10 protein-coding genes and 1 pseudogene are annotated in these 13,659 nt (G+C 38.9%); 8 read left to right on the top strand and 3 right to left on the bottom strand.

The window, feature by feature from the left end; all coding sequences use genetic code 11:
• The 4 genes and pseudogenes from A8B79_RS16150 to A8B79_RS07505 all read left to right on the top strand — a co-directional run.
• A pseudogene (locus A8B79_RS16150) lies at window positions 1–423 on the top strand (tail fiber protein); the annotation flags it as partial.
• Between the two features lies 1 nt (window position 424).
• Window positions 425–1,447, top strand: coding sequence for a hypothetical protein (locus tag A8B79_RS07495; protein ID WP_066220396.1), 1,023 nt, complete (start codon window positions 425–427; stop codon window positions 1,445–1,447).
• A gap of 1 nt (window position 1,448) precedes the next feature.
• The gene (locus A8B79_RS07500; protein WP_161485151.1) at window positions 1,449–7,919 is read left to right on the top strand and encodes an RHS repeat-associated core domain-containing protein; all 6,471 of its coding nucleotides are present in this window, start codon (window positions 1,449–1,451) and stop codon (window positions 7,917–7,919) included.
• A 2-nt stretch (window positions 7,920–7,921) separates the two neighbouring features.
• Window positions 7,922–8,311 (top strand): hypothetical protein, encoded by a 390-nt coding sequence (locus tag A8B79_RS07505; RefSeq protein ID WP_066220403.1) that lies wholly within the window; start codon window positions 7,922–7,924, stop codon window positions 8,309–8,311.
• Window positions 8,312–8,354: 43 nt separating this feature from the next.
• Here A8B79_RS07505 and A8B79_RS16155 read toward each other — a convergent pair whose 3' ends face one another.
• Both A8B79_RS16155 and A8B79_RS07510 read right to left on the bottom strand, forming a co-directional pair.
• Complete coding sequence (locus A8B79_RS16155; protein WP_161485152.1) at window positions 8,355–8,525, bottom strand: hypothetical protein; 171 nt, start codon at window positions 8,523–8,525, stop codon at window positions 8,355–8,357.
• A 384-nt stretch (window positions 8,526–8,909) separates the two neighbouring features.
• Entirely contained in the window at window positions 8,910–9,710 is an 801-nt protein-coding gene (locus A8B79_RS07510) for a pyocin knob domain-containing protein (RefSeq protein WP_066220406.1), read from the bottom strand.
• Window positions 9,711–9,780: 70 nt separating this feature from the next.
• On the opposite strand from A8B79_RS07510, the gene A8B79_RS07515 reads away from it, so the two are divergent.
• From A8B79_RS07515 to A8B79_RS07530, 4 genes are read left to right on the top strand one after another with little or no spacing between them, the layout of a single operon-like run.
• Entirely contained in the window at window positions 9,781–11,148 is a 1,368-nt protein-coding gene (locus A8B79_RS07515) for a polymer-forming cytoskeletal protein (RefSeq protein ID WP_066220409.1), read from the top strand.
• Entirely contained in the window at window positions 11,145–11,495 is a 351-nt protein-coding gene (locus A8B79_RS07520; RefSeq protein WP_066220412.1) for a type IV pilus modification PilV family protein, read from the top strand. The genes A8B79_RS07515 and A8B79_RS07520 overlap by 4 nt, the downstream gene beginning before the upstream one ends.
• Window positions 11,480–11,980 (top strand): prepilin-type N-terminal cleavage/methylation domain-containing protein, encoded by a 501-nt coding sequence (locus A8B79_RS07525; protein WP_066220415.1) that lies wholly within the window; start codon window positions 11,480–11,482, stop codon window positions 11,978–11,980. Before A8B79_RS07520 ends, A8B79_RS07525 begins: the two co-directional genes overlap by 16 nt.
• Before the next feature lie 3 nt (window positions 11,981–11,983).
• Complete coding sequence (locus A8B79_RS07530; protein WP_066220418.1) at window positions 11,984–13,108, top strand: type II secretion system F family protein; 1,125 nt, start codon at window positions 11,984–11,986, stop codon at window positions 13,106–13,108.
• On the opposite strand, the gene A8B79_RS07535 is transcribed toward A8B79_RS07530, so the two are convergent.
• Complete coding sequence (locus A8B79_RS07535) at window positions 13,109–13,648, bottom strand: site-specific integrase (RefSeq protein ID WP_066220421.1); 540 nt, start codon at window positions 13,646–13,648, stop codon at window positions 13,109–13,111.
• Window positions 13,649–13,659 lie beyond the last annotated feature (11 nt).

Genomic DNA, 13,659 nt, shown 5'->3' on the forward strand with positions numbered 1-13,659 from the left:
GAACAAACAAGTGGAAGTGATATTGAGGTTGCAAGATTTGAAGGAAACGGGAACGTAGGCATCGGCACTAGCAATCCAGATCAAAAACTAACGGTAAAGGGTAAAATCCATTCCGAGGAAGTGATTGTAGATTTAAACGTGCCTGGTCCGGATTATGTATTTGAAGAAGATTATGACCTCACTACTCTTAAAGATCTGGAAGCCTACATTAAAGCCAACAAACACTTGCCTGAAATTCCTTCTGCTAAGGAAATGGAAGCAAACGGGATTACTCTGGGAGAGATGAATATGCTACTACTTAAGAAAATTGAAGAACTAACTCTTTATGCAATAGAGCAGGAAAAAGCAAAAGACAAGCAACAGGAGATAATTAATTTGCTTATTCAACGAATTGAAAAACTCGAAAATAAACAAGGGAACTAAAATGAAGAACGTATTTCTATTGATGCTTTTTCTAAGCCTCGCTACTATTTCTAAAGCTCAGTGGAACACCTCAGGTAGCGATATTTATTATAATTCCGGAAAAGTTGGGATTGGCACCACTAACCCTGAGGCAGAATTGGACGTTTCAGGAACCATTAAATATTCCGGATATGGTTTCGATGATTATATAAGAAAAAGAGTTTCAGGTTTTGTTAATAATGAAAGGACACACTATTTAATATTATATAAATCCTCAGATACAGTGACAAGAGTGGTAGGAAGATTCTTAGGAGTTCGGAGCACCGGGTCAAGTAATCCGGCATCTTTACATATGATAATTGAAGCCGGAAGGGGAACGGGATCAAATCATGATGTTAATATTCAGTATTCGTCAATTTCAGGAAAAAATAGCGGATATAAATTATCGAGTGTTACCTTAGATTATAACGGAAACAATTATGTTGCAGTAAAAATAGATCCGGGTTCTACTAGCACAATTCTTAGCTCGGGATATTTTGATGGAGTAATACATAATGCAGATTTATTTGTGCTTCCTTCTGACTCAGTTAATAATATTATCGATTATTCTCCAACTCAAAATATAAAGAAAACAGCCATTCTCAGCCCTGTTTATATTGATGGTAAGTTGGGTATTGGTACAGAAGACCCAAGCCATACTCTGGAAGTAAATGGCACTGTTCGATCTAAAGAAGTAATCGTAGAGGCTACGGGCTGGCCGGATTATGTATTTGAAGATGCCTATACATTGCCAAGTTTAGAAGAGCTTGAAGCCTACATTGAAGCCAATAAGCACTTGCCCGGAATCCCAACTGCAGAAGAAGTAGAGAAAAATGGGCAGCAAGTTGGGGAGACGCAAAAATTACTTTTGAGGAAGATTGAAGAGTTAACCTTATATGTGATTATGCAAGATCAGGTAAATAAGAAACAGCAAAATGTAATTGACAAGTTGCTTGAAGCAAATCAACTTTTAATTGAGCATCTAGAAAAGAAAAATGATAATTAACATGAAAATACCAACTATATATTTTTACGCTATCGTACTTGCATTATTCTTAACAACAGATGCCTATAGTCAGGGTGGGGCAAATGGTGACCGAATGCAAGCAACATCATTTAATACCGGATTTTCTTCACCTACAGCAGCATCAATTGCAAAATTCACCGAAATACCGATGGCCTATTCCACAGGAGCTCCTAGTATTTCTGTACCGTTGCATGGAGGGGGTATTCCGCTAACGTTGCAGTACAATGCTTCCGGAATTCGTGTGCAAGAGTTACCCGGTTGGGTAGGTCTGGGTTGGTCGCTGAATGCAGGAGGAGTAATTACACGTACGGTGTATGGACTCCCCGATGATGTGCCCAATGGATTTTACCATGAAGGGAATCAGACTCGGCTTTATGCCAATGGAACAACTAGCGGAACTGCTAAGGAAGATTTTCAGTATGATGTAGCGAGTGGTATTTTGGACTCTGAACCAGATTTGTTCACCATAAATGCTCCGGGAATTAGCGGGACTTTTGTTTTTGATGATACGGGTGATGGTTCCACAGTTCCAAGCATTATTAAGCTACCCCACAGCAATATTAAAATTACATTTCAGGAGAACTCAACCTCAGAAGAGATTGATTCCTTTACTATAATTTCAGAAAACGGAACCAAATACGTGTTTTCCGAAACGGAGCGCTCGTTCATCTCTACTTATCCTTCTGACAACGCTTTTGGAGGAGTAAATAGCTCTGTAAACTACACTTCTTCCTGGTATCTAACTTCTGTGGTTTATCCAGATCGTAATACTCCGGTAACCATTACCTACAACGAGAATCAGGATAATATAGATATAGATAACATCCTGTCAGAGACCTGGACTACAGTAAACCCGGGTTACAATTTTAATTGCAGTGTTTCGAATGTGACCACAAAGCATAAGGTGCGAAACCGAAACAAGGTGTGGACTAAGCGGGTAGATCAGATTACAACCGCAACCGAAACCATCGACTTTAAGGTAAATGAATCCAATTCTCATATAAATAATATCAGACTGGATTCCATAGTAGTAAAGAACAAGCAAGGGTTGGTTAAAAAGACTATTGTATTATCGTACTTGAATGGTATGCTGGGCGGTCGGCAAGCTTTAGAGGAGGTGGTTATTAAGGGAATTAATGGTAAACAAAACCCTCCTTATACCTTTGAGTATTATAATACGGGCTCTAGTGTGCTACCGGCCAGAACTTCTTATGATGTGGATTACTGGGGATACTATAACGGAGCAAATAACGGAACTGCGGCATCACTTATTCCGGAAGTAAGCGTAGACGGATACAATTTTACAGGAATTGATCGCGAGCCTGATGGCTCTTCAAATGCCGTGTACTCCCGAGCCGGTACTCTTAAGAAAATGACATATCCTACCGGAGGATACTCCTCATATGAATACGAGCCAAACGAACACAACTTTGCTTCTAATATTAAGAAAGTTGGAGGGATTCGCGTAAAAAAGATCACGCTTCATGATGGGATAAGTTCTGCAAATAATATTGTTAAAGAATACAAGTATCGTTCCTCTCTTAATTCTTCGATATCCAGTGGCCATCCAATTCAAGGCAACCATGTACCATACCATAAAGTACAGCAAGGTGAGCCTGGTTATGACTCCAACTGCGAGACTTACATTCGTAATACAAACGCACACACTGCTTCGGGACCGGTTGTGGTTTATAGTGAGGTGCAGGAGTACATTAGCTCTAGTGCAAACACCGATGGATACAGCAATATTGATCTCACTGTTTCATCAGCCAATAATGGAAGACATGATTTTTCATGGAGGCGAGGGAAAGTCCTCAATCGTAAAGAATTTAATTCAGGAGATTCTCTTATTACAGAACAAATTAACACCTACAATTTTGACTACGCCTCAAGTGATTTTACGGATGAAATTTGGGGAGTAGAAATACAAGTAGATGAAATCTTTTGTGGAGGGTTGTCTGAGTGTCCGGCTTATACATTCGAAGATAAAAGGAAGTACAAATACTATGGGCGATATAATGTTCAAACCTCTTCTAAAACCAAAATTTATGAAGGATCGGGAAATTATGTGGAAAGTGGTGAAAGCTTCACCTACGAAGATGTTAGTGGGAATAATGACTACCAGTTAACCACCATAATCAAAACTAATTCCAGCAAAGATACCGTGCTTACCAAATTAGAGTACGCTCACGAAACCCATCAGATAGCCATGGGGACGTCCTCGGTAAATATGCTTTCTCAACCGTATGCAGTGTCATTAACAAAAGCAGATGGATCAGTATTGGCTAAGCATTGGACAGAATGGGCTAAAAACTCTGTTACAGAAAATCGTTGGCAACCTGTAAAAAGCTGGCAATGGACAGACAGCACTACGACCTCACCAGACAGCACCAACGCCGTAATAGTAAGTGAGGTTCTGGATTATGACGACTACGGTAATCCTCTTGAAGTGAAAGATGCGCTTGGAGCCATTACCAAATACTACTTTGGAAGCAACGGCTCGCCATTTTCATACAGCGGACAATATGGAACCAACGGCATATACCTGACGGGGATGAAGCAGCTTCTGACCAGCGCAAGCAGTGGGGTGTGCGGTAATGACGCTTTGTGCACACAAGCCTCATACGATGACTACGGGCGGGTAACCAGCATGCAGGATCCCTCAGATATAACAAGCAGTTTTGTCTACGACGACCTGCATCGTTTACAAGAGATTAAAAACGATTCCAGTCAAGTTATTAACGAATATATCTACACTTATACAGGAACCAATTTTAGTGCAACTAACCCAAATTGGATTGAAGTAGACAGCTATGATGGAGCTATTACACGAACATCCCGTGCTTATGTAGACGGATTGGGGAGAGATATACAAAACGTAACTCTGGCCGATGGAAAGGTAGTAGTGACCGCCACTGAATACGATGAAGTAGGCAGACCTTGGAAAGCCTACAAACCTTTCTACAAAACCGGAACGGGATTAACCTACGTAAATGATGCTCCTGCACAGGCTAAATCTAAAAACAACAACAACGATTATGCCTTCGCTGAATCGGTATATGAAGAAAACCCACTCTCTCGCACGGACAAAACCATTCCTATGGGTGGAGAAAGTAGCTTCGGAGCTACAAACCAAACATACGGAGTTGAAGCTATCATAGAGGGTACAGACACTCTATACTTATCTTATACTGAATTAGCTGACCAACTAGGAAAAAAAGTAAAAACCTATATCGACGGTTGGGGTAGAATGGTACGATCAGTGGGAGACCCTGGTGGGATTAATGTTATTACTGAGAATATTTATAATGAATTAGATCAACTAATAGAAGTGCGGCATCCCAATTATTTTGATCCGCCAACCGGAAGTAATGCTGATGACTGGGTAACTACCTACAGTCACGACAAAAGGGGTAATATGATCAATAAAATAGGAATGGACTTTGATACCGTAAACTATGTATACAATAAAGCGGGACAATTGCGTTTCAGTCAAACACAAAATCAAGAAGATGCTAAAGAAGTGACATATGTTCAGTATGATAAACTTGGAAGGGCGATAGAAAATGGTATAGCAGATTATTCCGGAGATGTAACCGTGTTAAATGGCTATATTACTCAATCTTTTGAAAACAGTGATGACTATGTTAAAGGAGTTAATGCATACGATGAAGTACCGTCTACAAGTGCTTATCCCTGGAGTGAATTTGCAAGCCAGATTGGAAACTTCAATCCCGAAAAAACTGAGGGTAAACTAGTTGCAGATATGTATAAGTTTGGAAATGATCCTCTGGAAGCTAATGTAGATACTTCCGGGTTAGGTATTAACAACGCAGCTACTTATCAGGCAGCAGATACGTTAACGCTGAGCACCTCAGATATAAACGCCGGGAGCAATGTAACTTTAAAGGCCGGAAAGGCAGTGATTCTTAAAAACAATGTAACAGCTGAATCGGGCTCAAACCTGAATGTTTATATTGATACCAACTTAATTGGGTCAGACTCAGTGGGAGTTAGTACAGCAACCGGAAATAATCCTTGGTTGTTGAACTTATACAGTTATGACAATGAAGGGCGTCTGGCTACCAAAAAAATATTAGTTGGAGATCAACGCGATTGGGATGCTACCATCAGCTATACATATAATCGCTTAGGAGAACTTATCGAGCGGAAAGTTGAATTTGGAGGACAGACCCTATACCATCATTACAGCTACAATAATTTGGGTCAGCTTACGGAAGTATATCTGTCTGATGATGGAACACAACCATCAGAACCTGAAATAAGTTATACTTACACTGCTGATGGCCAGATAGAAGGGAAAGAATATAAAGGCAACACCATTGTTGATTACACCTACGATATTCAAAGCAGGTTAACTCAGATCAACGATCCGGGTAGTGGAAGTTACCCGTTTGCAGCAGAATATGAATACTTAAAAAACGGTAACATAAAAGTAGCTGAATTTAAAAACCCCCTCACCTCTATGGGTAGTGCACACCAACGCTATAAATACACCCATAGCTATGATAATTTAAACAGGCTGGAAAATGCCGTTTACAGCAACTACAACAGTAGTTGGGACACTACCAACGCCTTTAAATTGGATAGCCTGCAATACGATCTTCAGGGGAATATTTTTAAATTGAAACGCTATGATGAAACAGGAGCTCTTCTGGATAATCTCTCATATTCTTATACAAATGGGCAAGGTGAGGTAACTAACCGCTTACATAAAGTAACGGATGGAGAGGCAGTAACCACGGAAAGTTGGGATGCAGAAACCGCAACCTTCGGGTATGACAGGAACGGAAATATGACCAGCCAAACCGGAAAGTTTAATGAGTTAGTGTACAACGAATTTAACTTGCCTGTGCAGATAACCACGGCGGCTAATAACAAACTTGTTGCCAATTATAATGGAATGGGGCACCGTATTATTAAAGAGTTTAAAACTTCATCAGGGAATACATGGAACTACTATTTGCGTGATGGTGATCAGACATTAGCTATCTTAAACGAGCAAGATGAAGTGGATTTTAATATTATAGGGCAAGGTATTGAAGGACGTTGGGGCGAGGTAACCTTAACCGGATTATTCAATACCGGTGGAGCTATTTACTCTGAAAGCGAAACCAATGACACTAAGACCACCGCGGACGGTCGGATAAGAAGCGGATGGACCTCGGGAAATCTTGATGACTGGAACGATGAAGATTGGTATTATATAGATGTACTTGGAGATGGAACAATGACCTATTCTATAGACTTGCAGGATGTTATTCATACAAGTCGGGAATTTACAGTAGAGTTGCATAATGCCTCAGGGTTAGTACAAACCCACACAGGCACCATGCCGGTAACAGGCAGCCGAAGTGTAAGCGAGGGACGATACTGGCTAAAAGTAAAAAGTACTGATCAATTTATTGATTACGATTATGGGATATATGTAAGTGGGTCTTTAACAAGTACAACCCAAGCTTTTAGTTGGTACTATCTTAAAGATCACTTGGGGAGCACCCGTGCTGTTGTAAAAGACAATGGCAGTCATGAAGACAGTTTTGACTATTACCCGTTTGGACTGGTCATGCCTGGAAGGTCGAGTAACTCCGCCAACCCTAACGATGCCTATAAGTTTACCGGCTACGAGCACGATGACGAAGCGGGCATAGATATTTACCACGCCAACGCAAGAGGCTACGATCCGGTGCTGGGCAGGTTTATGCAAATAGATCCGCTATCCGATTTGTTTGCTGGGTGGACTCCATACCATTATACCCATAACAACCCGTTAAATATGATTGATCCTACAGGGATGTTTTCTACTCATACCGATAGTGCGGGGAACGTGGTTGCTGTATATGATGATGGGGATACAAGTATATATAGTCATAATCAAAGCTCAGAAGAAATCAAAAAGCATACACAAGCTTGCCAAGCTAATGGAGATACTGCTTGTAATGGAACAAAACGGGGAGAGACTTATACAATAGACGCTCTTGAAGAGGGTGATATTGTAATGTTTGGCTCAAATGAAGCAACAGAATTATTCATGACGGCTTTTTATAAACATATTTTATCTACCGATCAATTTAACGATCCGGGGATGGGACCTCTTTTCGCAGTTGCCGAATACATGTCGAAAGCAGGTAATACTGGAGCCTATGACATTAAACATGGTCAAGATCCTGGAAAAGCTACTATGCTATTTGGTAAATATGTCACTTCTCGACAAGCTGGGAATATGCTTGCAGGTTTTGTAGCTGCACACAATGGTTTACCATTTAATGCAACTATGAAAGGTTTTGGAGCTTATCAATTATCTGGGAATAAAATAAATATGAGTATGATAAAGAATTTCCTTTTTAATCCTGGAGCACCTAACTATGGGGAAAGACCAAAATCTTCACAATATCAGCAAATCGGCTATAAACTGAAGAAGGGATTTTAGTGATGAAGAAAATATTTTTTACTATTGCTTTTATTGGTCTCTTCTTAAGTGGATGTGACTCAAATAAAGAAATAAAGAAAATAATACATCCATCAACGAATGAAGAACTTGCAATATTGGTACTTAGTGGATTTGATGATGATATTACATACTTAGTTAACGGCGAATTAGAAAATGGCGAATTAAATAAGAAAGTTAATTTTGTAGCTTTTAATGATTCCTTTGGTGTCACTACCGAAGGAGACCAATGGGTTATATATCATTTAGGAGAAATCTTTGACAGTAATAATCCAACGAACATGAATATTATTTTAAAAAAGATTGACAAAATTAAATATCGAGAAATAATAGATGAATCTGATGTTCGGTTTTTATATAGATATTACTTCTAAATAAACAAAGAGCATCCTGAGCAATCGGGATGCTTTTTTTGTGTTAAGAAGAAGCCAGTTCCTGAAGTTTACGTTTGGCGATGAAGGCATCAATGAGACTCTTCACGGTCTGCTTGTCTTCTTCGGGAAGTTCCTGAATGGCGGAGAAAAGTTTAAGCAGCTGCTGGTCGGTAAGTTGTCCGGCAGCTTGTTCAGCTATCGAGCCGGAAGCCAACTGATCGAGGGAAACCCCAAGATGTTTTAAGTCTTGAGCGAATGCGGAGACTTAAAACTGAGAGTTAAGCAAGTTTGCAACTTGCATTAAGACATAGAACTATTAAACTTGTTTATGCCGTTCAAAATCCATAACCACCAACAAGCTCATTTTATCACCTTTGGAGTAGTGGATTGGATAGATGTATTCACCAGACCAATGTAAAAGCAAGTAATTATTGACAGTTTGGAATACCCCAAAGATCTCTGAAGTCTTGAGCGAATAGCGGAGACTTCAGAGCAGGAATGAACTTGCCAAAAGAACTAACTGGTTAAAGCAAACGGCAAGTCTGCGACTTGCATTACAGTTTATAAACTGTAAGTCTGATCTGTAACAAGATCTTTGTTATTGCTTTTTCTCGGTTTTCAAACGCTCATTTTCTTTTTTTAATACATCTACTTGCTTCTGAATGTCAATCATATGAAGTGTGAGTTCTTCTATCTTTTTCAAGAGTATCATATTCATTTCACCTAAGACAATACCATGAGCTTCTAGTTCTGCTGCACTAGGGACTTCCGGCAAGTGTTTGTTGGCTTTAATGTAAGCTTCCAGTTCTTTAAGAGAAGTAAGGTCGTATTCTTCCTCGAACACATAATCCGGGCCGGGGACATTCAAATCCACAATCACTTCTTCGGAATGAATTTTGCCCTTTACCGTTAGTTTTTCGTCGGGGCTAATGGTTCCTATACCAACATTGCCATTGAGGTCTTCACTCAAGATCTTTACCCAATTGGACCAACTTCCCGAATAGCTTCCTCTCATATAAATCCCTTCATTAATGGAGCCTTCATATCCATAAGGAATGGCTAATTGTGTAATATTACCATTTCCATCTTTACTGCTTCCATATTCAAAATTGAAAGGATGAAAAAACATGGCTGTTGTACTTGGAGCATTTAACGCGGTATTTCCGCGAAGTAATGTATGCCCACTACCGGGTCTGGAATTTGTAATATGGTTCCAATCTAGTGTGCCACTAGTTGTACGCGCTCCAAAACCACCTGTAATAAGGCCATTTACTTCGAGTTTAGTTTGAGGAGAAGTGGTCCCTATCCCAACATTACCCGAGGTGGGAAAGGTGTTAGTTTGAGCAAAAACAGAAAGTGAGAGAAAAGAAATTCCCAGAAAAATAAGTAATGATTTCATAATTCAGAGCAGGTTGTTTATAATTAACGGCATAATTCTAATTAACATCTTTTTAAAGTAGAAATCCACTGTGCAGCTAATTATTAATATTGCAGATGAAGAGGAAGGTTCAGCTTTGATAACGGTTCTCATTATTACTGTTATCATTTCTGTATTAATATTAGGCATTCTTGGTACAGTTTATGTTCAGACATCCTTTATTCAAAGAGATATTAACAAGACCAAAGCTTTATATACCGCTGAAGAAGGAGTTTTTCGTTTACTGGACAATGTGGCAAATCGGAAGATTACAAAAATTGATACCACCATATATACCCAAGGTAATAGTAGAGTAGAGCTTACTTTAGAACCCTTTGGAGGAATATATAATATCCATTCCAAAACCAGCTATGGAGCAAAAAAACTAAATCTGAATGTGATTGTAGGGGAAAAAGCTACTAAAGTTTTTAATAATGCACTGGTAATTGGAGATACAACCTCAGCTTTAAATGTAACAGGCTCAACTACTATTAAAGGAGATATCGTTTCAGGTAAAGGAGGGATACAGAAAAGTAGTTTTAAAGGATTTCCCTTTAGTGGAAAGATAGAGGGGAAAAGCTTTGAAATTGGAAAGGATTTCAACTTTCCGGAATTCGATACACGACTATTTGAAGAGTTTATTAAAGATATGGACGAGTTGTTGCAGAAAAGAAACCAGCCCTCCATAAAAGTGTTTAGCAGAAAAAAAGATCTTTTTAGCTGGACATCAACCGGAGACTCAGTTTTTTTTGATAAAAACTTAACTGTTGAAGCGAACGAAAAACTTAGTATTCCAGCAAATAGAACTCTTTTAATTGATGGAAATCTTATAGTTAACGGAGAGTTAAAGGTAGGAGAATTTTCTAAAATAATATCAAACGATTCTGTATTAGTTTCGGGTAAAATAGAGGGTTCTGACTTTATCACCTACGCTGAAAATTTGGTTGAAATTGGAGGGAATTCTGTTGCAAAAGGCCAATTTCTTTCCTCCGGACGTATCACAGTAAAAGATAACACCTACTTGCAATATCCCAGTGTAATATATACTTCATCAGAGTACTTTGACGGAAATGAGCCTGAAGTAATTCTTATATCAGATCAGGCAAAAGTAGATGGCACTTTATTATATCCGATTGAAAACAGTTCTTTCACAAGAGATCTATTCAGAGTAAAGATTGAAGAAGGTGCGATTGTCAAAGGCGGTGTATATACCTTAAGTCAAACAGAACTAAAAGGTAAGATTCAGGGGACTTTAGCAACTAATCAGCTTTATTTTTACGAATCGCCCACCACCTACATAAACTGGCTTAAAGATGTAAGTATTGACGTTGAGGCTCGTCCGGAAAACTATATAGTACCAATCGGTTTTTCTGATACTACCAGATATGCGATTCTGAACTGGTTAGTGGAGGAGTTATGAATATTCAGAATGAACATGGTTATAGTTTGGTGGAATCACTCATAGCAATGGCTATTTTACTAGCAGTGTTAGTACCGGCGGCAATGGCTCTTATATATGTTGGAAGTAATACTATTGCTAAAGATAAGATTGAAAGTTTCAATTATGCGAAAAACCAAATAGAATATGTAATAGCATATCAGGATAGCAGATCTGGTCTTATTGAGATTGATGAAAAATGGTTGGTTAAAACTAAAGTGGATAGTTCATCAAACCTATATACCATTAAAGTAGAAGTATTTAAAAGTGATACCTTATCATTGCCACTTATCAGTTTACAAACAGCAAGGATATGGTACCGAGATTAAAACACAAAGAAGATGGATTTACCGTGGTAGAGGTGCTTATCGCTCTTACTATCTCCACCATTGTATTAGCTTTGGTTTCTTCCATTTTTATTTTCGTTAACCAGCAGTTTTTAAGAGGGGAATCAAATCTGAAGTTTTATAACAGTGTGCATATTGCTCAAACAAAGTTATATAATGATTTAAGGTATGGGGATGATGTAGTACTTACTGACACTAGCATTGTCATTGGTTTTAGGAACGATGAAGAGAATATATATACATTAACAAGCGGAAAGCTTTTGCTAAACAATTCGGAATTAAAATCAGATGGAGTTGATAGTTTATTTCTTCAGAACTTTACTATAGATGAACTTAAAAACATTGTGGAATGGGAACTAGTTCAAGTACAAGATGACAGAAAAACAATTCTCAGATCTTCATTGTTTTTACGCAAGCCAAACTTGTGGAATTCTACAAACTCAATGTTATCAAATACGGAGGGTTGAAAATTGGCAAAGCTACCACCGTCTTTACAAAAGGCTTCAAAAAAGAATAAGAAAAGTGGACTTACTACAGAATTTTCACTCCCCTTTTTGAAGGACGTACCCGACAAAGAAGTGATCGAGTTCACTCGTAATCTTGCGGTAATGCTCAAGGCGAAACTGCCACTGGTAAAGGCGCTGGATACAACCATCAAACAGATCTCTCATTCAAAGTTCAAGACCATTGTAGAGGATGTTCGGAAGCAGGTAAAGAAAGGTCAGAGTTTATCGAAAGCTTTTTCAAAACACCCTACGATCTTTGATACCGTTTATATTCAACTTGCTGAGGTAGGAGAAGTTTCGGGAGTTCTTGATGATATCCTGCTTCGTTTATCTGCTTATCAGGAAAAAGCCCACAAATTAAAGCAACGAGTTCGCATGGCGCTTGTATATCCATCGATCATTGTAGGAGTAGCCGTTTCAGCGGTGACATTTCTGCTCGTATTTGTTGTTCCGACTTTTGTAGATATGTACCAGGATTTCAATGCAGAGCTCCCCGGTCCGACCAAGATCATTTTATCAATTAGCGAATTCTTGACCGGAAATATTCTTTTGATATCAGGAGTATTGATACTTTTAATGTTTGGATTCAGCTATTTTTCAAAAACACCCAAAGGTGCAAATCTGATTGATCGTGCTAAACTCGGTATCCCTTATTTCGGAGAACTCTATAAAAAAAGCTTAGTAGGTCAGTTCACCAAAACTTTGGCTACTCTCCTCCAAAGTGGAGTAACACTTTCAGAATCGATGAGAGTTCTTAAGAATTCTTCTACCAATTCTATACTTACCTCCGAAGTACAACTAATGTCCAAGGCAATCACGAAAGGAAAGAGCCTAAACAAATCACTGGAAAATAGTGTCATATTTCCAATCATTGTAACCCAGATGATCAGTGTAGGAGAAGAAACAGCAAGCCTGGATGAAATGCTCAATCAAGTCGCGGATCTGTTTGAAGAAGAAGTGGATATTATGGTTGAAGGATTAACCTCAGTTATTGAGCCGGTACTAATTGTATTTATAGGACTGATATTAGGTGCAATAATTGTGGCACTTTACCTGCCTATTTTTGAGCTGGTTAATGTGGTTGGGTGATCATTTAAGTTGTCCAATTCTATATATCTTGGCTTTTGCAGGTTGTTTTTCTCCTAAAATGGTATACAATAGATACCCCCAATTCTCCAAAGCGTTCTTCTTCTCAACCAGATAATCATGCCGGTCGTAAATGGATGTGATTTTACTATCTCCGGCGAGACCTTTATGATTTAGAATTTTTCCTAATACAGTTCTATTGACTCCATCCTTTGCCATAAAACTTGCTGCGGTTCGGCGTAAATCATGAATGCGGAAGTCGGATACTTCTGATGATTCCCGAACTCTTTTAGCGGCATGCTGAAGCCAATTAATAGGTCTCCCCTTCTTAGCCGTCGATTCAAACACAAAATCACTTTCTCCATTAATACTTTTCATTCGTTCAAGAATCGATAATGCAAAAGAAGACAGCGGAACATAATGCGTACGATTGGCTTTATTTTCTTTAGCCGGGATAATCCATACCCGGTCTTTGACATGATCCCATTTCATTCTTCTGGTTTCACGAAGTCGCTGACCGATAATGAGGAGCATTTTAAGCATCTAATGCTTTG

Source organism: Balneola sp. EhC07 (assembly GCF_001650905.1).
GTDB lineage: Bacteria > Bacteroidota > Rhodothermia > Balneolales > Balneolaceae > Balneola.